Annotated in this window: 18 protein-coding genes; 8 read left to right on the top strand and 10 right to left on the bottom strand. The window is 73.2% G+C overall.

The features are described 5' to 3' along the window. Positions 1 to 55: 55 nt before the first annotated feature. Complete coding sequence (locus tag P3T29_RS11895) at positions 56 to 1,012, bottom strand: Ppx/GppA phosphatase family protein (RefSeq protein ID WP_280716325.1); 957 nt, start codon at positions 1,010 to 1,012, stop codon at positions 56 to 58. A gap of 192 nt (positions 1,013 to 1,204) precedes the next feature. Here P3T29_RS11895 and P3T29_RS11890 point away from each other — a divergent pair, with 192 nt between their 5' ends. The 3 genes from P3T29_RS11890 to P3T29_RS11880 all read left to right on the top strand — a co-directional run bounded on the left by P3T29_RS11890 (position 1,205) and on the right by P3T29_RS11880 (position 4,485). Beyond that, on the top strand, positions 1,205 to 1,957 hold the full coding sequence (locus P3T29_RS11890; protein WP_280716324.1) for an alpha/beta hydrolase: 753 nt from the start codon (positions 1,205 to 1,207) through the stop codon (positions 1,955 to 1,957). Positions 1,958 to 2,291: 334 nt separating this feature from the next. Continuing rightward, on the top strand, positions 2,292 to 2,912 hold the full coding sequence (locus P3T29_RS11885; protein ID WP_280716323.1) for a DUF6542 domain-containing protein: 621 nt from the start codon (positions 2,292 to 2,294) through the stop codon (positions 2,910 to 2,912). After that, on the top strand, positions 2,905 to 4,485 hold the full coding sequence (locus tag P3T29_RS11880; RefSeq protein WP_280716322.1) for an LCP family protein: 1,581 nt from the start codon (positions 2,905 to 2,907) through the stop codon (positions 4,483 to 4,485). The genes P3T29_RS11885 and P3T29_RS11880 overlap by 8 nt, the downstream gene beginning before the upstream one ends. Positions 4,486 to 4,510: 25 nt before the next feature. Here the strand turns inward: P3T29_RS11880 and P3T29_RS11875 are convergent, their stop codons facing one another. From P3T29_RS11875 to P3T29_RS11860, 4 genes are all read right to left on the bottom strand, one after another. Beyond that, positions 4,511 to 5,521, bottom strand: a complete 1,011-nt coding sequence (locus tag P3T29_RS11875) for a cytochrome c oxidase assembly protein (RefSeq protein WP_280716321.1) — start codon at positions 5,519 to 5,521, stop codon at positions 4,511 to 4,513. Positions 5,522 to 5,705: 184 nt separating this feature from the next. Continuing rightward, positions 5,706 to 7,025, bottom strand: a complete 1,320-nt coding sequence (locus P3T29_RS11870; protein ID WP_280716320.1) for an SUKH-4 family immunity protein — start codon at positions 7,023 to 7,025, stop codon at positions 5,706 to 5,708. Continuing rightward, on the bottom strand, positions 7,022 to 10,090 hold the full coding sequence (locus P3T29_RS11865) for a toxin glutamine deamidase domain-containing protein (RefSeq protein ID WP_280716319.1): 3,069 nt from the start codon (positions 10,088 to 10,090) through the stop codon (positions 7,022 to 7,024). Before P3T29_RS11865 ends, P3T29_RS11870 begins: the two co-directional genes overlap by 4 nt. Positions 10,091 to 10,248: 158 nt before the next feature. After that, on the bottom strand, positions 10,249 to 10,599 hold the full coding sequence (locus tag P3T29_RS11860; protein ID WP_280716318.1) for a hypothetical protein: 351 nt from the start codon (positions 10,597 to 10,599) through the stop codon (positions 10,249 to 10,251). Positions 10,600 to 10,899: 300 nt separating this feature from the next. Here P3T29_RS11860 and P3T29_RS11855 point away from each other — a divergent pair, with 300 nt between their 5' ends. Next, entirely contained in the window at positions 10,900 to 11,688 is a 789-nt protein-coding gene (locus tag P3T29_RS11855) for a hypothetical protein (protein ID WP_280716369.1), read from the top strand. 75 nt (positions 11,689 to 11,763) lie between these two features. Here the strand turns inward: P3T29_RS11855 and P3T29_RS11850 are convergent, their stop codons facing one another. Together P3T29_RS11850 and P3T29_RS11845 are read right to left on the bottom strand one after the other, a co-directional pair. Then, a complete protein-coding gene (locus P3T29_RS11850; RefSeq protein WP_280716317.1) occupies positions 11,764 to 12,927 on the bottom strand; it encodes an NADH-quinone oxidoreductase subunit D in 1,164 nt (387 codons plus the stop codon). Next, a complete protein-coding gene (locus tag P3T29_RS11845; protein WP_280716316.1) occupies positions 12,924 to 13,940 on the bottom strand; it encodes an SAM-dependent methyltransferase in 1,017 nt (338 codons plus the stop codon). The genes P3T29_RS11850 and P3T29_RS11845 overlap by 4 nt, the downstream gene beginning before the upstream one ends. Positions 13,941 to 14,044: 104 nt before the next feature. On the opposite strand from P3T29_RS11845, the gene P3T29_RS11840 reads away from it, so the two are divergent. The 4 genes from P3T29_RS11840 to P3T29_RS11825 all read left to right on the top strand — a co-directional run bounded on the left by P3T29_RS11840 (position 14,045) and on the right by P3T29_RS11825 (position 19,642). Continuing rightward, on the top strand, positions 14,045 to 15,244 hold the full coding sequence (locus P3T29_RS11840) for a sensor histidine kinase (RefSeq protein ID WP_280716315.1): 1,200 nt from the start codon (positions 14,045 to 14,047) through the stop codon (positions 15,242 to 15,244). Between the two features lie 52 nt (positions 15,245 to 15,296). Continuing rightward, complete coding sequence (locus tag P3T29_RS11835; RefSeq protein WP_280716314.1) at positions 15,297 to 15,986, top strand: response regulator transcription factor; 690 nt, start codon at positions 15,297 to 15,299, stop codon at positions 15,984 to 15,986. Positions 15,987 to 16,126: 140 nt separating this feature from the next. Then, positions 16,127 to 17,329: a histidine kinase gene (locus P3T29_RS11830; protein WP_280716313.1), complete on the top strand. Its 1,203-nt coding sequence runs from the start codon at positions 16,127 to 16,129 to the stop codon at positions 17,327 to 17,329. A 174-nt stretch (positions 17,330 to 17,503) separates the two neighbouring features. Further along, on the top strand, positions 17,504 to 19,642 hold the full coding sequence (locus P3T29_RS11825) for a protease pro-enzyme activation domain-containing protein (protein WP_280716312.1): 2,139 nt from the start codon (positions 17,504 to 17,506) through the stop codon (positions 19,640 to 19,642). 135 nt (positions 19,643 to 19,777) lie between these two features. On the opposite strand, the gene P3T29_RS11820 is transcribed toward P3T29_RS11825, so the two are convergent. Genes P3T29_RS11820 through P3T29_RS11810 form a run of 3 tightly spaced genes read right to left on the bottom strand, consistent with a single transcriptional unit; the run spans position 19,778 to position 22,847 of the window. Then, entirely contained in the window at positions 19,778 to 20,164 is a 387-nt protein-coding gene (locus P3T29_RS11820; RefSeq protein ID WP_280716311.1) for a DUF742 domain-containing protein, read from the bottom strand. After that, positions 20,161 to 20,595: a roadblock/LC7 domain-containing protein gene (locus P3T29_RS11815; protein ID WP_280716310.1), complete on the bottom strand. Its 435-nt coding sequence runs from the start codon at positions 20,593 to 20,595 to the stop codon at positions 20,161 to 20,163. Before P3T29_RS11815 ends, P3T29_RS11820 begins: the two co-directional genes overlap by 4 nt. Further along, a complete protein-coding gene (locus tag P3T29_RS11810; RefSeq protein WP_280716309.1) occupies positions 20,592 to 22,847 on the bottom strand; it encodes a nitrate- and nitrite sensing domain-containing protein in 2,256 nt (751 codons plus the stop codon). The genes P3T29_RS11815 and P3T29_RS11810 overlap by 4 nt, the downstream gene beginning before the upstream one ends. Positions 22,848 to 23,018 lie beyond the last annotated feature (171 nt).

The raw sequence follows: 23,018 nt of genomic DNA, 5'->3' as shown, positions 1-23,018 counted from the left end.
AATGGGGCCGCGCCTCGGCCGACCGTGAGCATGCTCACCCGGCGGGTGCCTGGCCTCAGCCGGCGAGCGCGGGCCGCCGCTCGGAGGAGCCGTCCAGGGCGTCGAGGCGGCGCAGGATGATGCCCTCGCGCAGCGCCCAGGGGCAGATGTCCAGCTCTTCGAGGCGGAACAGGTCCATCGCGGCGTCCGCCACCAGCGCGCCGGCCAGCAGCTGTCTCGCCCGCCCCTCCGACACGCCGGGGATCCGGGCCCGCTCGGCGACGGTCATCGCGGCGAGCCGGGGCACCCAGGCGGCGAGGCCGGCCTTGGTGAGGCGCCGGGCCGCCAGCGGGCCCGCGTCCGCTCCGGCCGCGCCGGTCATCCTGGCCAGCTGCTTGAAGGTCTTGGAGGTGGCGACGGCGTGGTCGGGCGGGCCGAGCCGGGCGAACTCACCCGCCGCCCGGGCGATCTCCGCCCGGATGTGCCGCCGCAGCTCGCGGACGTCCTCGGGGTCGGCGATGTCACCGGGCAGCCGGGCGGTGAGGCGTCCGGCGCCGAGTGGCAGGGAGCAGGCGATGTCGGGCTGCTCGTCGATGCCGCAGGCGATCTCCAGCGAGCCGCCGCCGATGTCGAGGTTGAACAGCCGCCCGGAGGACCAGCCGAACCAGCGGCGCACCGCGAGGAAGGTCAGCCGGGCCTCGTCCTGGCCGGAGAGCACCCGCAGCTCCACCCCGGTCTCCTCCGCCACCTTGCGCAGCACGGCCTCGCCGTTGACGGCCTCCCGGACGGCGGAGGTCGCGAACGGCAGCAGGTCCACCACGCCCTTGTCCTCGGCGACCTTTATCGAGGACGCCACCATGCCGACCAGCTTGTCGACCCCGTCGTCAGTGATCGCGCCGTCGGCGTCGAGCAGCTCCGCCAACCGCAGCTCGGCCTTGTGGGAGTAGGCGGGCAGCGGGGCAGCACCGGGGTGGGCGTCCACCACCAGGAAGTGGACGGTGTTGGAACCTACGTCGAGCACACCGAGTCGCATAACTCTCCACGCTACGCGATCCGGCCCGCTCGCCCGTCCCCCTTGCACACAGCTCCGCGACCGGGGATTCCGGCCGGATCGACTGACAGTCGGTCATATCCCCTGCGTCCCAGGGGCCCGCGCGCTCCTGGCTGGTTCGCCGTCCGTGACGAGTGGGCAGGCTGCCCCCAAACCACTCACCGGGAGTTGCACATGATCAGCCACCGCACGATCGGCACCGGCGAGCACGCGGTCATCGTGCTGCACGACTGGTTCGGCACCAGCACCGGCTGGGGGCCGTTCCTCGACCACCTGGACGGCGACACCTTCACCTACGCCTTCCTGGACTACCGGGGTTACGGCGAACGGGCCGACGTGGCTGGGGAGTTCACCCTCGCCGAGATCGCCCGGGACGCCCTGGACCTCGCCGACCAGCTGGGCTGGGAGCGCTTCTCGCTGGTCGGGCATTCGATGGGGGGCAAGGCGGCGCAGCGGGTGCTCGCCGAGGCGCCGCACCGGGTGCGCAAACTGGTCGGGGTCACCCCGGTGCCCGCCGCCGCCTTCCCGCTGGAGGCGGACGCGTACGACCTGTTCCATGGCGCCCCCGGCCGGCCGGCCAACCGCCGCGCCATCCTCGACATGGCCACCGGCAGCCGGGCTACGGGCGTCTGGCTGGACCGGATGACCGCCCGGTCGGTCGCCGGCTCCCGCCCGGAGGCCGTCGCCGCCTACCTGGACGAGTGGACCACCCTGGACTTCGCGGCCAAGATCAGCGGGTCCCGTCTCCCGGTCAAGGTCTTCGTCGGCGAGTACGACCCGGCCCTCTCCGCCGAGCTGATGCGCGCCACCTGGCTCACCCACTACCCGGAGGCCGAGCTGGAGATCATGCCCAACTCCGGCCACTACCCGATGCACGAGATCCCGGTGGCCTTCGCGACCGCGCTGGAGGCCTTCCTGCGCGCCTGACGCCGAGCCGCCCGCCCCTGCCGCACTCGAACGCCCGCACCGTCGGCGGGCAGGATTTCGACGGCGAACCCCTGCCCGCTCCCCTTCGACCAGGTGACGGCGGCGTCGCGGGCCCCACCCCCGGACGCGGACGTACCGGAGAACCGGGCCGGACGACCCGTGCTGATACCAACCGTGCCCGGGGTCGTTAATCACGTGGCCGCCGTAACCGACGGCGGGTCGTGAGACGCCCGACGCGGGGACCGGCGCACTCCCGGTCCTGACCGCCGGGCCGCCGCGACCCGGGCGGCGCAGGCGGAGGACCGGACAGGACGACCGGACAAGGGTGAGGCGCATGGCAGAGCAGGCGACGGGCGTGACCGTCGGGGACAGGGATCTCCGGCGGAACGAGCAGGTGCCCCCACCGTCCCGGGGCGCGGACAACGGGCCCCGGGCGGACGTGGCGTGCCGCGTGAACGCGGCGAACCGGGCCGGCACGGCGGACCGGACGGGCACCACGGACCGGGCGGCCGCGACCGACCGGGCGGATACAACGGCCCGTCCGGTGCGCCGGTCGCATTGCAGACGGAGTCCGTCCGGCGGCCGGGGTCGGTGCGCGACCGTGCTGCTGATCGGGCTGCCACTGCTCGGAGCCGGTGCCGACGAGGCGTTCGGCCCGGGGGTCGGGCTGTTCTTCGCGGTCTGTGCCGTCCTCGGCTGCGGCGGCTCCGCCGCCCTGGTCGGGCGGGGCGGCTGGTGGTGGGTGGTACCGGCGGGGCCGCCGGTCGTACTGGCCGTGACCGCCGTCGCCGAGCTGCTCGCGAACCCCGGCAAGTACCGGAACGTCCGATCCCTGGCGACCGGCGCGGCGCATTGGACGATCACCGGCTTCCCGGTGATGATCGTGGCGCTCGCGGCGGCACTGACCGTGGTGCTGGTGCGGATCGGGCGTGGCAGGAGGCACCGTCATGGGTGAGCAGCAGCAGCCGGGCAACCGGAGCAGGCGCCGCGTCTCCCCGCTGCTCGTCGCCGGGCGGGCCGCCGCCTGCGCGGCCTCGTTCGTTGTGCTCGGCACCAGCGGCTTCGTCTGGTACGCCTACCACTCGCTGACCGACGGCATGTCCACCTCGCAGGCGGTGGACGACATCCGGAAGGGCGCACCGCCGCACCTGGACAACTCGGTCAACCTGCTGCTGATCGGCCTCGACAGCCGGTTCGACATGGACGGCAACCCGCTGCCCGACAACGTCGTCTCGGACGAGCTGCACGCGGGCAGCAGCAGCGACATCGGCGGCTACAACACCAACACCCTGATCGTGATGCACATCCCGGCGAACGGCGGGAAAGTCACCGCGCTCTCCATCCCGCGCGACGACTACGTGCAGACCGTCGGCGCCGACGGCCGGATGCACAAGATCAAGGAGGCGTACGCGATCGCCAAGGACGCGGCCGAGCAGAAGCTCGCCGGCCGGAAACTGTCCAAGTCCGACTTCGAGCGGCAGACCCGGGAGGCCGGCCGCAAGTCCACCCTGGCCACCGTGCAGCAGTTCCTGGGCATCCCGATCGACCACTTCGCCGAGGTCAACCTGATCGGCTTCTACGACATCGCCAAGGCGCTGGAGCCGATCCAGGTCTGCCTGAACAACGCCGTCAGCGACCCGATCGTCGCCCGCACCGCCACCCACGAGGGCGGCGGCACCGGGCTCAAGCTGCCCGCCGGGATCAACTCCCTGAACGCCTCGGACGCGCTCTCGTTCGTCCGCCAGCGGCACAACCTCCCCGGCGGCGACCTCGACCGGACCCACCGGCAGCAGGCGTTCATCTCCTCCGTGGAGTACAAGCTCAAGCAGCAGGGCATCTTCGGCGACCTGGGCAAGATGCAGTCGCTGTTCGACGTGGTCAAGAAGGACGTGGTGATAGACAGTTCGTGGAACATCCTGGACTTCGCGCAGCAGGCGCCCAACCTGACGGGCGGGAACGTCGAGTTCAACACGCTGCCGATCTCCGGGTTCAAGACCATCGGCGGCGAGGACGTCAACACCGTCGACCCGGTCCTGATCAAGCGCATCGTCATGCAGCTGACCGGGCACGACCCGGCGCCGCCGCCCCCCACGGCCGACGCCGCCACCGACGCGCCCAGCACGCCGGCGGCAGCCGCGCCGAGCAGCGAGAAGCTCACCGGGACGGTCGACGTGTTCAACGCCTCCGCAGTCGGCCACGCCGCCGGGACGGAGTCCCGGGCGCTGGTCGCGCTGGGCCTCACCGAGGGCCGGATCGGGACGGCGAGCAGCCACCCCAGGAGCACCACGGTCAGCTACGGCAGCGGTGCCAGGGCCTCGGCCGAGCAGGTCGCCGCCCGGTACGGCGTGTCGGCGACGGCGTCCGGCGGCACACCCGCCGGGCACATCGTGGTCGTCCTCGGCGCGAACTACGCCGCTCCACCGCCCCCCGGCGGCCCGGCGAGCGGCAGCGGCTCCCCCGAGCCGGACAGCGCCCTCCCGATGCAGGGGCCGGCCGTGAAGGCCGGCGGCATCCCCTGCGTCAACTGACGAGCGGAGACCGGCCTACGGGCCGCTACTTCCCGTAGCGGCCGGCGAACCGGGGGTCGGTCTCCCACCAGGGTCGCTCCTGCTCGGCAGGCGCCTCGGCCGCGTCGGTCTTCTCGGTTACGCCTGCCGCAGCGACCACGACCTCCGCCGCCGCCTCGGCCGCCTCCTGGGCGTCCAGCTCCCGGTCCACCTGGACGGTCCGCACCCGCTCCTCGCGGATCACCCGGACGATCAGCGCGACCATGAACGGGATACCGGCGATGTCCCCGAGCCCCCACAGGACGGCTCCGCCCCAGGACTGGTCCTGCTGCGCGGACATGCCCCAGGGGCGGGCGAGCGCGGCCCAGTAGTCCGGTACCAGCAGGTGCGAGCCGAAGACCAGGATGAAGCCGAGCGCCGCGTCGAAGATCACCTCGGCGACGGTGATCACCACACCGATCATCGGGTGGTAGTGCCGCCCCACCGGGTCGATCTGCAGCCTCGGCCAGAAGTACGCCAGCCCGAACGCCACGAACCCCACGTGGAACAGGACGTTGTAGAGGTCCGTGGTGAGCGAGAGCCGGTACCAGGACGTGAAGTACAGCAGCCACGGCGGCACGACCAGCAGCACCGTCGACACCAGCGGGAACATCAGCACCTTCGAGACCCGCCCGCGCAGCGCCGCCAGCAGCCGGTCCCGGTGCCGCCCGCCGAAGCCCTCGGCCAGGACGGTGACCGGCGCGCCCATCGCCAGCAGCAGCGGCACCACCATCAGCAGCACCACCGCCTGCACGGCCCGGTCCGTGAACAGCACCCGCTCGTAGACCCCGATCCCCGAGCAGGTGGTGAACACCCAGAGCGCGACACCGGACCCGAAGGCCACCGTCCGCCCGCGCGCCCACGGTTCACCACTCCGCCGCAGCCGCGCCACCCCGAGCAGGTACCCCGCCAGGGCGAGCACCGCCACGGCGGCCACCACCGGTTCCAACGTCCACTCGGTGAAGACCCGGCCCAAGGTCCACTCCGGCGGCATCCCGTACCCACCGGCCAGCTTCACACCCACCACACCCTCGCGATCAACGGCACGGCACCAGCCGCACCCGCCCACGATTGTGCCCCCCTTTACCCCTCACCCCCGCCCAAGGGGTACCCCAGGGGCGCGGGGAACTGCGCGAAACGGAAGGCAACGACCCGCACCCTCCCGCCTCGCGCACTTGCGCGAGCCCCACCCCCGCCGCTCGCTAGAGCAACCCGTGCCAGAGCTGCTCGACGATCACGGCCCACCAGTTCTCCGGGTCGCCGAAGACCGTACGGTCCAGCCCGGCCAGGGCCCACTGCAGCTCGGCCACGGCGGGGCCTGCGGCGTACGGGTGCAGGTCCCGCAGGCGCGGGAGCCGGTCGGCGAGGAGGGCGAGGCAGCGGGTGAAGGCGGTGACGTCGGCGTTGCAGTAGCGGGCGGTGGCGTCGTACGGGTCGATCGCGCGGACCTGGCCCCGGGCGGCGTCGACGGTGATCAGCGCCCAGCCGTCGGTGCCGATCACGTGCTGGCCGAGCAGGCTCTGCCGGGCGTGCTCGGTGGCCCGCCAGGGGCCGTCGTCCCCGGCCAGGTGGGAGACCACGTCCGGCAGGGCGGCTGCCGTCCTGGTGCCGTCCAGGACACCGTCGGAGACCGGGCGGTACAGGGCGAAGTAGCCCTCGACCCGGACGGGCAGGCCGACCTGGAGCAGCGGCCGGGCCACCGCCTCGGGCAGGTCGGCGGCGTGTGCGTCGGCGGCCTCGAAGCGGCCTACGCCCTCCGGGCCGAACTGCGCCGCCAGCCGCGCGGCGAGCGCCTGCTCGGCCTCGGGCTGCGCAGGCGGCACCGCGACCGGGAAGGGGACGCGGTTGGGTCGGGGCGCGGCCGGCCCGCCGTCGGTGACGGCCGGGGCGGCGGATTGGAGCGCGCTGAGGGCGCGCACCGCCGCCGCGCGCTGGTCGAAGCGCGGCCCGTAGAGGATCTCGTGGCTGATCCGGGTCGCCGGGACCTCGGTGCTGACCGTCTCCATCGCGTAGCCGCCCGGCAGCATGCCGAGCCGCAGGTCGGTGTGGACGGTCAGCAGGTCCTCCGCCCGGACACCCTGCTGCTGGAGCTGCCGCCAGGCCCGCAGCACGGGGTGCGGACGGCCGGTGGCCGAGCGGACGACGAGGGACTGCGGCTCGCCGAGCCCGTCGCGGTAGGTCAGTTCCGCCCGCAGGCCCGGGCCGGTGGCGGGCGGCAGCGCCGGGTCGTAGGTACCCGCGCCGAGCTTGTCCCGGTAGAGCTGGATCACGTCGGGGACGGGGAACGACGGCCAGACGGTCAGCTCGCCGGTCGCCCGGTCCACCACCGCGCAGGCCGCGCCGATCTCCTCCGGCGCGCGCCGCCCGCCGGTCAGCGGGTCCACCTGGACGGGGACGGGCTCGGGCCAGAGCACCCAGCCGAGGTCGAACTCGTGCGACCGGACGGCGCGCGAACTCTCCTTCGGCAGATCGCCGTTGATCCAGCGGTGGGCGACGTCGACGGCCTGGTCGCGGGTGGTCATCGGCGCTTGCTCCTGGTGCTGTCGGACGCTGGGGCCCGGTGGATGGTGAGGCGGGATCGCGGCGGCGCCGGAGCCTCCACCGGTACCGGGTCGACCGGCGCGGGGACGGGCTCCGGCTCCACCGGGACCGGAGTCGGAGCCGGAACCGAGGCCGGAACGGTTATGGGGACCACGAGTTGCAGGTCCGTCAGGTCCAGCGGGCGGGACCTGGCGTCCACCGCGATGGCCCAGAGGCCGTGGTCCGCGCTGTGCAGCGGGGCACTGGAGCGCCTACCCGCCTGGTAGTCCAGGAAGGTCACCTCCGTGCCGTGCACGATGGCGTTCCAGGTGTGCGAACGGCCGTACTCGTCCAGCGTGAGCAGCACCGCCTGCGCGCCGGGGCCGGAGTGCAGCAGCACCTGCGCGAGGAGCGCGAGCGCGCCCTCCCCGGCTCCCAAGTCACGGAAGTGGGTGCCCAGTTCACGTTCCACCCGGTCCCGTCCGCCGCGCTCGCCGGCTGGGCCGTCCGGCAGCCGGGGGGCCGAGCAGACGGGGCGTCCGGCGAAGGTGTCCAGGCCGGAGAGCGCGAGGTCGACGCAGTTGTTGGACCGTCCGGGCTCGCGCGGGCCGCCGCCGTTCAGCGCCTCGGGCCAGTCGCCCAGGCGCGGATCGGGGTGCGGGACGAAGCCGAGGTCCTCCCGGCGGGGCAGCCGGCTCTCCAACTCGGCCTGGTGGGCCGGGTCGACCGGGCCCAGCCCGCCGGAGTGACCATACGGACGGCTGTCCGCGACGGTTCGGACCAGCGGTCGCTCGACCGCCGGCCCGACACCCGGCTGCCCGTACGACTTGGCGACCAGGTACGCGGCCGCGACCTGCCCGGGCTGGATCGGCGCGGCCCACGCGGCGGGCGCCTGGCCCTCGGCGTAACCGAAGACGTCCGGACGGCCCTGGAAGCCGGTACCGGTCTCGGCGAACATCCGGTACGGCACCGCACCGCCGCCCACACCCGCACCGGCCGCGCGCGAGGCGGCCGACTGCCGGCCGTCCTGGACAGGGAGGCCGCCGCCGGGGAGGCCGCCGCCGGGGAGGCCGCCGCCGGGGAGGCCGCCGCCGGTCCCGCCGACCACACCGATCTGCCCTGCCACGCCCGGTGCGCCGGGCGCACCGGCGTAACCGGGCTGCCCGCCGACCGGACCACCCGCAGCGCTGGGAGCCACCGGCCCGACGGGCACGCCGCCAGCCGGACCACCCATCGGACCACCCACCGGGCCACCCACCGGGCCGCTCCCGGCCACCGGCCCGCCGCCCGGCACACCGCCGAGGACGCCACCCGCCACCGGCCCGGCCGCGACCGGGCCGCCCGAAACCGGACCGGCCCCGATCGACACGCCGGTTATCGGCGAGTCGACCCGCTGCGGACCGCCGCCGACTCCGGCACCACCGCCGCCACCGTCGCCGGAGCCGCCCCAACCGACCGGGTCACCGGTGAGCGGCGCGGTCGGCTGCGGCGCGACCGCGACGGAGTCGGTGTGCAGCGAGACCGGCCCGAGCTGCACCGGGCCCGGGTCGCTGACCGGGGTGCTGTCGTAGCCGCCCGACGGCGGCTCGTAGGTCTGGACGGGCTGCTGCTGCCGGTACCAACCGCCACCGCCACCACCACCGTGCTCCGGCGGAGCGTACGGGGTGTAGTCGCGAACCGGTGCGACGGACACCGGCGAGGACGTGCCCGGACCGGCGTAGCCGCCGCTCCCGGGCGTAGTCGTCGTGGTGGCGAACGTGGGTCCGCCGCCCGCCGGCGGGCCGCCGCTGCCCAGCAGCCCTCCGGTACCCGACTTGAGACCGAGCGGGTTGGTGAGGCCGGGCGCGTTGGGGTCGGTCGCGTTGGGATCAACCGTGCCGAGATCGACCGAGTTGAGGGTGGTGAGGCTGGTCAGCGGCTTGCCGTCCGGGCCGTACTTCAGGCCGGGTTGGTCCGGCTGCGGCACCGGCTGTCCGTCCGGGCCGAGCAGCTCCGGGCGGCCGTGGGCGTCGGTGAGCGGCTTGCCGTTCTGGTCGAAGGCCAGCGTCAGCCCGCTGCCGGCGACCGTGCCGTCGGCGCCGACCAGCAGCGGCTGGCCGGTCGCGTCGGTGAGCGGCTTGCCGTTCGCGCCGACCGCCAGGCCGACCACGGGCATGCCGTCCGCGCCGACCACCGAGACCGCGCCGTCCGGGCCGACGATCGGCCGCCCGTGCGCGTCCCGCTCCACGGTGACGCCCTCGACGCCGGGCACGGTCTTGCCGTTCTGGTCGACCAGCACCGGGTTGCCCGAGGCGTCCGTCATGACGCGCCCGTCCGGGCCGAGCTTGGCGGAGAGCATCCGCACCCCCGCCACGGCGGCTCCACCCGCCACCCCGCCGCCCAGCGCTCCGGTCAGCTGCCCGTCGCCGCCGGACCCGCTCAGGGTCCGCAGGTCGGAGCGGGCGGACTTCCCGGAGCCGGCGCCGCCCGGCGCCAGCCGCTCGAGGGTGGTGACCGCAGGCTCCTTGAGCGCCGTCTTCAGCCCCTGCTCCATCTCGTGCCCGAGCTCGTCCAGCAGCGCGCCGACGCGCAGCTTCGCCGCCTCGACCGCCACCAGCTCGCCGCCGCCGACCACGGCCGTGGTGACCACCTTGGCGACACTGCCGAGGATGCCCCCGCCCAGCGCGCTCTTGGCCTTGTCCTCGACGGCCTGGGCCGCCTTGAGCTCCTCGGCCACCTCGGTGCAGACCGAGACGATCCCGGCCTTGCAGTGCTCGGTGGCGGTGGCAGCGGCGTCGAAAGCCTTGGCGACCACCTCGGCCGCCGTCTGCGCGTCGTCGAGATAACCCTGGCCGCCGCCGGAGAACGCCCGCCAGTGGTCAGCGAAGGCGTCCACCGAACCGCCGGAGTTCTCCCCGGTCACGCGCTGCGCGGAGGCCCCGCCGCGCTGGCCGAGCATCTCGGCCTCACCGCCGAAGTCGCGCCAGAGGCCGGCTGCCTGGCGCAAGCCGTCCTCGTCCGCCTCGGGCCAGTGGTGACCGAGCTTCGCCAGCACCGGGACCAGTTCCTCGGGCAACTTCCGGGACACGTGGTCCCCCCTTCGGGTTCTACGGAACGAACGCACAGATCAAACGCACTCAGGTCGAGCGCACTCAGGTTGAACGCGCACGGGTCGAACGCACACAGGTCGAACGCACTACGCCGCGCCGCCGCTGCGGTACGGACCGATGAAGCCCCCTCGTTCGTTCAGACCGTCGCCGGGCCTCCGCCGGTTCCGCCCGCCGAGAAGCTCGCCGCCACGTCGCTCTCGGTACCGCTCGTCTGGTCGGCCATCATGTGCAGACCGGTCCCGATCCCCGCCAACTTGTCCGCCAGCGCGTGCAATCCGGCCAGCAGCTCCGGCTGCGCCTCACCGTACGCGGTGCCGAACCCGGCGCCCGGGTCGTCCTTCCCCCAGGGGGTCCCGAGCCCGCCCAGCCCCTGTTCCAGCGCCAGCGCGGCCCGCGCGAAGCCGTTCGAGATGCTCTCGAACTCCCGCCCCTCGCCGTGTACTTCCCACGGCTTGAGCAGGAACTCGCCGCCAGTACTCGCAGCCATTGAGCACCCTCCCCCGTCTCGTACGGCCACCGGTCACGCGGTACGCGCCCGGCGGCCGCCATCCTAGGCCCCGCTTCCGGTGCCCCCGCAGGGCCTGTGTGGGTTTCTCACCCCAACTTCACGACCTGCCCCGCCGGGGCCCCCTACTGGCGGACGCTCTATGGAGTCCGGAGGCCATACCCTTGCCAGGTGGCAGCAGAGAACCCCAAGAAGACCAAGAGCCCCAAAACCCCCAAGGGTGACAAGGGCTCCAAGACCCCCAAGGCCCCCAAGAGCAGCGGCACGACCGTCGACCTCGCGATGCCCACGAGGTACGAGGTCCCGCTCGACTTCGCCCGCGCCTGGGTGGAGTTCGCCGACCCGGCCGACGAGGAGCAGGTCTTCCGCTGCGACCTGACCTGGCTGACCTCCCGGTGGAGCTGCATCTTCGGCAAGGGCTGCCACGGCATCCGCCCCGGCCGGGGCGAGTCGGACGGCTGCTGCACGCTGGGCGCGCACTACTCGGACGAGGACGACGAGCAGCGGGTGGCCGGGCACGCGGCCCGCCTCACGCCCGAGAACTGGCAGCTGTTCGAGCACGGCACCGACGCCAAGGGCCGGATCAAGGTCGACGGCGGCATCACGATGTTCGACGAGGACGGCGACCGCCAGACCCGCCGGGTCGACGGCGCGTGCATCTTCCTCAACCGCCCCGGCTTCCCGGGCGGCGAGGGCTGCGCCCTGCACACCCTGGCCCTCGCGGAGGGCAAGGAGCCGCTGGAGACCAAGCCGGACGTCTGCTGGCAGCTCCCGGTCCGCCGCACGTACGACTGGATCGACCGCCCGGACGACACCCGCTACCTCCAGGTCACCATCGGCGAGTACGACCGCCGAGGCTGGGGCCCCGGCGGCCACGACCTGCACTGGTGGTGCACCGGCAGCCCGGAGGCCCACAACGGCCCCGACCCGGTCTACGTCAGCTACCGCCCCGAGCTCACCGAGCTGATGGGCGCGGAGGGCTACGCCGTCCTGGCCGGCCTCTGCGAGCAGCGGATCGCCTCCGGCGCGGACCGGAGCCTCGCTCCGCACCCGGCCGACCCCGCCGTCTGAGCGGTGAACCACAGCCGGTAACCACAGCAGGGGCGCGGGGAACTGTTCCCGCGCCCCTGGCCGTCCGGTACCCCGTTACTTGTCGATGTCGCCGACGACGAAGAACATCGACCCCAGGATCGCCACCATGTCCGCGACCAGCGTCCCGGGCAGCAGCTCGGTGAGGGCCTGGATGTTGTTGTAGGACGCGGACCGCAGCTTGAGCCGCCAGGGCGTCTTCTCGCCGCGCGAGACCAGGTAGTAGCCGTTGATGCCGAGCGGGTTCTCGGTCCACGCGTACGTGGTGCCCTCGGGGGCCTTGAGCACCTTCGGCAGCCGCAGGTTGACCGGCCCCTGCGGGAGGCCGGCGAGCCGGTCGAGGCAGGCGTCGGCGAGGTCGAGGGAGTTGGCGGTCTGCTCGATCAGGCACTCGAAGCGGGCCAGGCAGTCGCCCTCCTCGCGGGTCACCACGGTGAGGACGTCCTGCAGCTCGCCGTACGCGAGGTAGGGCTCGTCGCGCCGCAGGTCGAAGTCGACGCCGCTGGCGCGGGCGATCGGGCCGCTGACGCCGTACGCGTGCACCTGCTCGCGGGTGAGTACGCCGACGCCCGCCGTCCGGCCCCGGAAGATCTCGTTGCCGAGGACGAGGTCCTCGAAGACCGGCAGCTGCGACCGCACGGTGGCGACGGCGGCCCGGACCCGGCCGAGCCAGCCGGCCGGGACGTCCTCCTTGAGGCCGCCGACCCGGTTGAACATGTAGTGCATCCGGCCGCCGGAGGCCTCCTCCAGGACGTGCTGGAGTTCCTCGCGGCCGTGAAAGGCGTGGAAGACCGGGGTGATCCCGCCGAGTTCCAGGGGGTACGAGCCGAGGAACATCAGGTGGTTGAGCACCCGGTTCAGCTCGGCGAGCATGGTCCGGATCCAGACCGCGCGCTCGGGGACCTCCATGCCGAGCATCCGCTCGACGGCGAGCACGACGCCCAGCTCGTTGGCGAAGGCCGAGAGCCAGTCGTGCCGGTTCGCCAGCATGATGATCTGCCGGTAGTCCCGGGCCTCGAAGAGTTTCTCCGCGCCCCGGTGCATGTAGCCGATGACCGGCTCGGCGGCGACGATCCGCTCACCGTCCAGCACCAGTTTCAGGCGCAGCACGCCGTGGGTGGACGGGTGTTGCGGGCCGATGTTGAGCACCATGTCGGTGGTGCCCAGCTCGCCCTGGAAGTTCTCTGCACCCGCGCCGATGCCGACCGTGGTCTCCCTCATGGGGTCAGAGTCTGCCATCCCGGCAGCCCCCGCAGGGCCTGCGGTACCGGCATCCGGACGGTCTGTGCCAGCCACCCGAAGCCGCCCAGCCCGGACGGCTCGGTCAGCTCGGCGGCCTCACCGGCGGCGCCGAGCGCCCGCAGGTAGGCCACCGGGTCGCTGGAGGCCAGCGCGAGCGCCGGGCGTGCGCCTCTCACGCCGAGCGCGCGCAGGGCTTCGCGCTGGGTTGTCCACAGGCTGTGGAGAGCGAGCGGCGCCGCCACCGAGTCGAAGGCCACGTGCGCGGTCACGTCGCAGGTCCCATCGGGTACGGGCCGCACCTCGCGCCCGGCCCGGAAGCCGGTCAACGAGCCGAACAGCGGCCGGTCCGCCCGGAGGTGCGCGTAGTCCACCGCCACCGCGAGCCCGCGTTCGAGACCGCCGACCGCCGCCGCCCACGCGGCGTCCCGGGGGGCGCCCAGCTCGACCCGCGCGCCGGGCTCGTCGGCCGGCCACCAGCGGGCGGCCCACTGGGCGTCGGCCCCGGTCACCGGCCCGCCCGGCCGCTCCTCGCCGTCCTCGGCCACCTCGAGGTAGCGGAGCACCCCGTCCTCGTCCACCTCCGCGACGTCCAGCGGCACGTTGTCCAGCCACTCGTTGGCGAACAGCAGGCCCGCGACCCCTTCGGGCACCCGGTCGGTCCAGACCACCCGGTCGGACAGCCCGCCCGGCCGGTCCGCCAGTTCGACCGCGTACGGGCGCAGCCGGTCGGCCAGCTCCGGTCCGACGGCGGCCAGCACCCCGGCCAGCAGCTCGCCACGCCCGGCGCCGAGGTCGACCAGCGCGAGTTCGGCCGGGTGCCCGAGGGCCTCGTCCACGTCCCCGAGCAGCCGGGCGACCGCCCCCGAGTAGAGCGGTGAGGCGTGTACGGAGGTCCGGAAGTGCCCGGCCGGGCCCTCCGACCTGCGGTAGAAGCCGCCGTCCTCGGCGTAGAGGGCCTGTTCCATGGCGGGCCGCCACCGCTTCCAACTCATGTGATGGACGTTACCGGGGGCGGGTCGGTCTCCACCCTGCGGAGTAGAGCGGATCGCCCTCCCGGTGGACCTGAACGGCTTCCGGGCCTGCCTAGGCTTGAGACGTGCATCGACTCAACGCGTGGCTCCGCCGTCACCCCATGGTGGTCGACTCCGCCTGGGCGCTGCTGATTCTCTTCTTCACCGTCATCTCCGACCCCAACGAGCACGGGTTCAAGCTCGGCCTCGACTGGGCCGTCGCCGTGGTCATGACGGTGCTGATGATCTTCCGCCGGCGCAACACGGATCTCACCACCGCCGTCGCCGTCGGGCTCGGGACGGCGCAGCTGGCGCTGGACCTCGTGCCGCAGTCACCGGCCATCGGGTACCTGGTGTTCGCGTACACCGGCGCCGCGTTCGGCTCCTCCTGGGTCTCCCGGCTGGCGCTCGGCGCCGGGCTGGTGGCCGGCCCGCTGACGGTCTGGCGGTTCATCGGCACGACGGGCTCCAGCCCCGACCACGGCTGGCTGCGGGCGGTGTTCTTCTCCGTCCTGATGTCCACCCCGTTCGTCCTGTGCTGGGCGTGGGGGCGGCTCACCCGGGTCCGCCGGGCCTACCTGATGGAGCTGGAGGACCGCGCCGCCCGGCTGGAGCGCGAGCGGGACGCCCAGGCCAAGGTGGCGGTCGCCGCCGAGCGGGCCCGGATCGCCCGCGAGCTGCACGACGTGGTCGCGCACAACGTCTCGGTGATGATCGTCCAGGCCGACGGCGCCGCGTACGTGCTGGACAACTCGCCGCAGCAGGCCAAGGAGGCGCTGTCCACCATCGCCAGCACCGGCCGGCAGGCGCTGGTCGAGATGCGCCGGCTGCTCGGCGTCCTGCGGACGGCCGACTCCGCCGAGGAGTACATGCCGCAGCCCGGCGTCGAGGAGCTGCCCGAGCTGCTGGAGCAGGTCCGCACGGCGGGCCTGCCGGTGGCCTTCAGCTCCTCCGGGGAGGCCCGGGAGCTGCCGCGCGGCGTGGAGCTGACGGTGTACCGGATCGTCCAGGAGGCACTGACCAACGTCCGCAAGCACGGCGGCCCCGACGTCCGCGCCAACGTCGCGGTGGACTTCCGGGACCGCGAGCTGGAGGTCCTGATCGAGGACGACGGCCGTGGCACCACGGACGAGCAGCTCAGCACCGGTGGAACCGACGGACTCGGGCATGGTCTGATCGGCATGCGCGAGCGGGTCGGCATGGTCAGCGGCAGCCTCGACGTCGGGCCGAGGCCCGGCGGCGGCTTCCGGATCCGCGCGGTCATGCCCCTCAAGACAGCCAAGTGACGGACGGTCCGACCCATCCGGACCGCCCGCCGACCAAGCGAAAGAAGCCTCAGTGACCATCCGGGTGATGCTCGTCGACGATCAGGAACTGCTCCGTACGGGCTTCCGGATGGTCCTGCAGTCGCAGGGCGACATCGAGATCGCCGCCGAGGCGGGCGACGGCCAGCAGGCGTTGGCGGTGCTGGAGCAGACCGAGGTGGACGTGATCCTGATGGACGTCCGGATGCCCCGGCTGGACGGCGTCCAGGCCACCCGCCGGATCTGCCTCGCCGAGGACGGCACTCCCCGGCCGGACGCCCCGCACGTGCTGATCCTGACCACCTTCGACCTGGACGAGTACGCCTTCGCCGCGCTCAAGGCCGGGGCCAGCGGCTTCCTGCTCAAGGACGTCCCGCCGCCCGAGCTGGTCGCCGCGATCCGCTCGGTCCACGCGGGCGACGCGGTGGTCGCCCCGACCACCACCCGCCGCATGATCGACCGCTTCGCCGAGGTCATCCCCACCAACCGGTCCACCCCCGGCCCGACCGTCCTCAGCCCCCTGACGGACCGGGAACGCGAGGTCTTCCTGCTGGTCGCCCAGGGGCTGTCCAACAGCGAGATCGCCGCCAAGCTGGTCCTCTCCGAGGCCACCGTGAAGACCCACGTCGGCCGGATCCTCGCCAAGCTGGGCCTCCGGGACCGCGTGCAGGCCGTCGTCCTCGCCTACGAGGCCGGGCTGGTCCGGGCGGGCGCCGGGGAGTAGGACGGGTTCGGAGACCGATTCTGACCGGCAGTGCCCGGCCGGCTACAGAATCGGTCTTCTCGGGCGAATCGGACTGCGGTACCGTCCCGCGAAGCTTCTTCAGCGAACCCCCGAGGGCCCCGACTGTGCAGACCCAGCCCGTGCAGAGACCGAAGCAGCCGTCCGCCGCCCAGCACGTGAAGTTCGTCCGGCTCCTCTGGCGGCCGCAGTCCCGCCTGCACGCACGGGCGGTCGACGTCGCCCTGATGCTGCTGGCCGGGCTGGACGCCGTGCTCAACTTCCCGCCGCCACGCGACTGGACGTTCTGGGTGTCGCTGGCCGCCGCTGCCGCCCTGCCGCTGCGGCGGCGCCTGCCGCGTACGGTGCTGCTGCTCACCCTCCCCGGCCTGTTCGCCGGCCGGGCGCTGATCGCGGCCATGGTGGCCGTCTACACCGTCGCCCGCACCACCCGGCCGGTCTGGCAGAAGACGGTCGCCGTGCTGCTCGTGGTGGTCGGGGACTTCATCCCCTGGCCGATCTCGCTGTTCGCCAAGGCGACGGCGAGCGACATCCTCCAGTGGCTGATCTACGCCGTGCTGCTGGGCACCGGCCCCGCCTGGCTCGGCCTGCTCACCAAGACCAGGAGGGACCTCTCGGAACGGGTGGCCGAGCTCGCCGCCTCCCGCGACCAGCTCGCCGCCTCCCGCGACCAGGAGCGGGCCCTGCACGAGCAGGCCATCGTCGCCAAGGAACGTGCCCGGATCGCCCGGGAGATGCACGACGTGGTCTCCCACCAGGCCGGGCTGATCGCCGTCCAGGCCGGAGCCCTCGAGGTCACCACGAAGGACCCGGACGTCAGGAAGGTCGCCGGTACCGTGCGCGGGCTCGCCGTCGCCACCCTGGAGGAGCTGCGCAGCATGATCCTGGTGCTGCGGGCCGCCGGCGCGGGGCCGACCGAGTTGGCGCCCCAGCCCAGGCTCGCCGACCTGCCCGGGCTGGTGGCCACGTCCGAGGTGGACGTGAGTCTGCGGATCGACGGAGCGGACGGCCGGACTCTCCCGGAGCCGGTCGAGCGCGCCGCGTACCGGACCGTGCAGGAGGCGCTGACCAACGTGCGCAAGCACGCCCCGGGGGCGCTCACCTCCGTGACCGTGCAGGTCGGCGAGGACGCCCTCCAGGTCTCCGTACGCAACGGGACACCGAACGTCGAGGCCCCGCAGCTGGTGCTTCCCGGCGGCAACCACGGCATCGTCGGCCTCCGGGAGCGTGCCACCCTGCTCGGCGGGACGCTGACGGCGGCCCCGCGTTCGGACGGTGGCTTCGACGTCCTGCTCTCCGTGCCGCTCGGCTCCGCCGGCCGGTGAGTCAGCAGCCATAGCAGGGCGCCGGCCGGGGACTCATCCCCCGTCAGGAGGGGGTATCCCCGCAGGTCGGCGGGGTCACAGCGGGCGGAATCCGTGACACCTTCTAGCCCAGCGTTCCCGATCCGGTAACGCTTCGCCCCCGCCGGCCCCCCGCGCCGGCTTGAGGAGGAGCCCGTGCGACCCCGCTCGCTCGCCGTAGCCGCAGCCCTGACCGTCCTGCCCCTGGCCCTGACTTCGCTGGGTGCCACCGCGCAGGCGGCTTCGATATCCAACGCGTCCTCGGCGCGAGTGACCCTGCCCAGCACTGTGACCCCCGCCGTCGCCGCCTCCCAGAAGCAGGGTGACGTCCCGGCGCAGCAGCAGATACCGGTGGCCGTCGGCCTCAAGCTGCGCAACACCGCCGAGCTCGACCGGTTCCTCGCCGCAGTGAGCGACCCGGCTTCGGACCAGTACGGCAAGTACCTGACGCCCGCTCAGTTCAAGGCCCGCTACGCGCCGGCCCAGGCGGACGTGGAGAAGGTCAAGGCCTTCCTGCGCAGCCAGGGCCTGACCGTCACCGGCGTCAGCGACAACGGCCAGGTGATCGACGCCCACGGCACCGCGGACCAGATCGCCAAGGCCTTCGGCACCCACGAGAGCACGTACGTCGACCCGAAGCAGAACCGCACCTTCTTCGCCAACGACGCCGCAGCCTCGCTGCCGCTCGCGATCGCGGACCTGGTGGAGGGGCTCTCGGGTCTGAACGACCACACCGTCCGGCACAGCAGGATCGTCAAGCCGGACAACGCCGCTCCGCAGGCCGCTCCGCGCGGCTTGGGCCCGGCCCAGTACGACGGCGCGTACCGGTTCGACAAGACCGGCGCGGACGGCGCCGGCAGCACGGTGGCGCTCTGGGAGTTCGACGGTTACAAGTCGTCAAACCTCACCACGTACGACAAGCAGTTCGGCCTGTCGGGCCCGGCCGTCAGCACCGTCTCCGTGGACGGCGCGAACTACGACGCGGCGCCCACCGACGGCCAGGGCGAGGTCGAGCTGGACAGCGAGATCGTGCGCGGCGTGGCCCCCAAGGCGAAGCAGCTGGTCTACGAGGCCCCCAACACCGATGCCGGCGAGATCGACATGGCCGCCAAGATCGTGGCGGACAACAAGGCGTCCGTCATCTCGATCTCGTGGGGCTCCTGCGAGCCGGACACCACCGCCGCGACGATGACGGCGGTGAGCAACAACCTCAAGCAGGCGGCCGCCCAGGGCATCAGCGTCTTCTCCGCCTCGGGCGACGACGGCTCGCGCGACTGCACCCAGTCCACCAGCGGCGCCAAGGTCAAGGCCGTGGACTACCCCGCCTCGGACCCGTACGTGACGGGCGTCGGCGGCACCAACCTGAAGGTCTCCGCCGCCAACGGCTACGCCTCCGAGAGCGCCTGGAGCACCTCGGGCGGCGGTGTCTCCACCCAGTTCGCCAAGCCGAAGTGGCAGACGGGCACGGGCGTCACCGGCACCATGCGTACCGTCCCGGACATCTCCTCCGACGCCGACCCGAAGTCCGGCTTCGCGATCTACAGCCAGGACCCGAAGAAGGCCCCGACCTGGATGGTCTTCGGTGGCACCAGCGCCGCCGCCCCGCTCTGGTCCGGCTACGCCGCGCTCTTCAACCAGAAGGCCAAGGCCGCCCACCAGGCCAACCTGGGCGAGGTGAACCCGAAGGTGTACCGGCTCGCGAACAGCGCCGCGTACCGGACCGCCTTCCACGACGTCACCACCGGCGCCAACCAGGACTTCGCCACCAAGGCCGGCTACGACCAGGTCACCGGCTGGGGCTCCCCCATCGCCGACACCCTCACCACCGCCCTGCTCGGCAGCACCACTCCGCCGCCCTCCGGCGGGATCACCAACGGCGGCTTCGAGACCGGCAACCTGACCGGCTGGAAGTCCACCGGCTCCACCGCCGTCAACGCGGCGGCCAAGCACGGCGGCAAGTACGGCGCCCAGGTCGGCTCGACCAGCCCGAGCGCCACCTCGTCGCTCAGCCAGACCTTCACCGCACCGAAGGGCTCCACCAAGCTGTCCTTCGCCTACGACGTGACCTGCGACGCCAACGTCGCGGCCGACTGGGCGACGGCCACCCTGAAGGACAACACCACCGGCGCCACCACCACCGTCCTCCCTAGGACCTGCACCAGCGGCGCGGGTTGGCAGACGGCCACCGGCTCCCTCACCGCCGGTCACGCCTACACGCTCACCCTGACCAACGTGGACGACAACTTCGAGGTGTACCCGACCTACACCTACTTCGACGACGTCACCGTTTCCTGACGATCCGTCAGCCCTCGGGTAGCCGGGCAAGCACATAAGGGGCGCGGGGAACTGCGCGAAATCGGTAGGGCACAGGCCGTCGCCCTCCGATCTCGCTCAGCTCCTCGCGTCCCTGTTCCTGCTTTGGCCGGCGCCTCAGAGCCGCCGCAAACCCTGGATCACTTCGTGCAGCAGCCCGACGTCCGGCCGTCCCGCCCGGGTGTCCGGCGGGGCGACCTGGACGAGGCCGTCGTCCGCCAGGTCACCGAGCAGCACCCGGAGCGCGCCGACCGGCAGGTCGGCGTCGGCGGCGAGCTCGGCCAGCGGGCGCGGGCCGCGCCGCACCTGGTCGAGCAGTGAGCTGCGGGCGTGGTCGAGCGGGCCGGCCGGCTCGGCGCCCGGTACGGCCCGCACCTCGGCCAGCAGGTCGAAGACCTGCCCGGCGGCCGGACGGGTGCGCCCCCGGGTCACGGTGAACGGCCGGACCATCGGGCCGGCCTCGTCGTCGTACCAGTGCTGCTCCTGGTCCTCGGTCCGGCTCATGATCGACCGGCGACCTCGGCCTCGGCTCTCACGGGTGTCGACAGCCGCCGTCCCATCCGCTTGACCAGCAGCGCCATCTCGTAGGCGACCTGCCCGACGTCGGCCTGGACACCGCCCAGCACGGCGAGGCAGCTGCCCTCCCCGGCCGGGGTGACGAAGAGGAAGGCGTCGTCCAGCATCACCATGGTCTGCCGGACGCCACCCGCGTCGAACTGGCGGCCGACGCCCTTGGCGAGGCTGTGGAAGCCGGAGCAGAGCGCGGCCAGGTGGTCGATGTCCGCGCTGCCGAGTCCGGCGGAGGCTGCGGTGGCGAGCCCGTCGGAGGAGAGCAGCACCGCCTGCCGCAGGTGCTCGGTACGGTCGACCAGGTCGTCGAGCAGCCAGTGGAGTCCGCCGGTCGGCTCCTCCTCGGTCACGTCCACTGCCGTCATCGCCCGCCTTCTTCCTCGTCGTGCCGATCGCCCTCGTCCTGCCGATCGTCCGCCGCCACCTTGCCACGGCCACGGTCCAGGCCCCGCTGGAAGGCGCCGAAGATCGCGCCCACCTGCTCGGGCGACAGCTCCTCGGCCGGGCTCTCCGGGGCCGGCTCCGCCCGCAGCTGCGGGGCGAGACCGGCCTGCCGCACCCTGGTGGGCAGACCACTCGGCGCGGTCGGCGGCTCGGCCGGGACGGGCTCCGGCGCCGCCTGAAGCCTACGCATCGGCAGGACCGTGGGCGCCGGCACCACGGCCAACGCGGGTGCCGGCTCGACCGCGGGTGCCGGCTCGACCGCAGGTGCCGGCTCGACCGTCGCCAGGAGGGCGGCGGGCAGCAGGACGACGGCCGTCGTCCCGCCGTACGGGGAGCGGCAGAGTGTCACCCCGATCCCGTGCCGCCGGGCCAGCCGGGCGACCACGAAGAGCCCGAGCCGTTCGGTCCGGGTGGGGTCGAACTCCCGTGGCTCGGCCAGCGCGAGGTTGGCGGCGGCCAGTTCGTCCGGGTCCATACCGAGACCCCGGTCGTCGATCTCCAGGACATACCCGTTGGCCACCTGACCGAGGCGCATGCCGACCTTGGTCTGCGGCGGGGAGAAGACGGTCGCGTTCTCCACCAGCTCCGCCACCAGGTGGACCAGGTCGGCCACGGCCTCGCCGACGACCGCGACGTCCGGCATCGGCGGGACGACGACCCGTTCGTACTCGGCGACCCCGCCGATCGCCGAGCCGACCACCTCGACCAGCGGCACGGGCTTGCGCCACCGCCGGCCGGGCGCGGCTCCGGAGAGGATGATCAGGCCCTCCGCGTGCCGCCGCATCCGGGTGGTCAGGTGGTCGACCCGGAACAGGTCGGCCAGCTCGTCGGGGTCGGTGACGCGCCGCTCCATCGCGTCCAGCAGCTTGAGCTGGCGGTGGATCAGCGCCTGGCTGCGGCGGGCGATGTTGAGGAAGACCCCCGAGATCCCGCGCCGGAGCCTGGCCTGTTCCACGGCCGCCTCGACCGCCGCCCGGCGGGCGTCGTTGAGCGCCCGGCCGACGTCGCCGATCTCGTCCGTGCCGAAGGTCAGCGGCGGCGCCTCGGCCTCCACGTCGACGGTCTCACCGGCACTCAACCGCCGGATCACGCTCGGCAGTTGGTGGGTCGCCAGCAGGCCGGCCGAATCCCGCAGCCGGAGCAGCCGCTGGGTGATCCGGCGTCCGGTGCGCACCGAGTACCAGATCGAGAGGACCACCGCGACGAGCCCGACGCCACCGGCCAGCGCGGCCTTGGTCAGCTCGTTCATCGCAAAGGCGCGGCCCCGGGCGGCGGCGTTCAGGGCGGCCTGGCTGCAGAGTTCCGTGTAGCGGGGGACGACCGGGTCGATGGTCCGGCGCCAGGCGTCCCGGGTGAGGCTCCAGCCGCCGTCGGCCGCGCCGCCGTCCAGCACCGAGTCCTCGGCGGCGGTCAGCGCGGTGTACCGGGCGTCCAGGCCGAAGGCGTCGAAGGCTGAGCGCGAGTCGGCGGGCAGCGCGGGCACGTACGTCCGCTGGAAGACCCTGCGGTCCTCCACGGTCGCGGCGAAGGCCCGGAACTGCGCGGCGGTGAAGGACCCGGCGGCCCGGGCACCGGACCCGAGGGCGTCCTCGCGCGAGACGAACTCGCGCACCCGCACCAGCTCGATCACCACCTGCGCCTCGCGGGCGAGCTGCCCGGCCTGCAGGGCGGTCAGCGCGGACTGGACCTCGAACGCGGGCTCGATGATCGCCGTGTAGTCGTCGACGGCCTGGTCCCACGGGATCTGCCGGGTGATCACGCCTCGGCGCACGGCCGCCAGCCCGTCGGTGGCCTTGACCATCTGCGCGAGCCGGTCGCGCTGCTCACCCGAGAGGTCGCCCTGCCGGCCGGGGTCGGTCGCGGCCGTACGCATCGCCCGGACGGCTTCGTCGGTGGCGTGCTGCTGCGTGCTGAGCTCGGCCAGCGCGTCCTGGCCTCCGCCGGAGCCGAGGTACTCGGCGGCCACCCGGCGCTCGATCTGGATCTGCCCCACCGCCGTGTCCACCGGGGTGCCGAAGTACTGGTAGACCCCCTGCAGCCGGATCAGCGACCGCAGATTGCCGGTCATCGAGACCATGGCGAAGGCCCAGAGAGCGACCAGGGCCACGATCGGGATGAGGACGAGAGCGGTGATCCTGGTGCGGATCGTGGGACTGCCGAGGCGCTTGCGCATGGTCTCCCTCGGGGACGCCGGACCCCCCGGACTGCAGAAACGTACCGGCCCGGAAGTGGAGAAGTGACCCGCCGACGGTGAAGCTTTCGCAGAGATCATGATCCGGGCGGCCCGGCGAGTGACCCGGCAGACAGCCGGAGGGGGGTCACGTCGGCCGTAGAATGGGCCGGT

The sequence above is a fragment of the Kitasatospora sp. MAP5-34 genome, from assembly GCF_029894335.1.
Classification (GTDB): Bacteria; Actinomycetota; Actinomycetes; order Streptomycetales; family Streptomycetaceae; genus Kitasatospora.
This window is presented reverse-complemented; position numbering and strand designations above follow the sequence as displayed.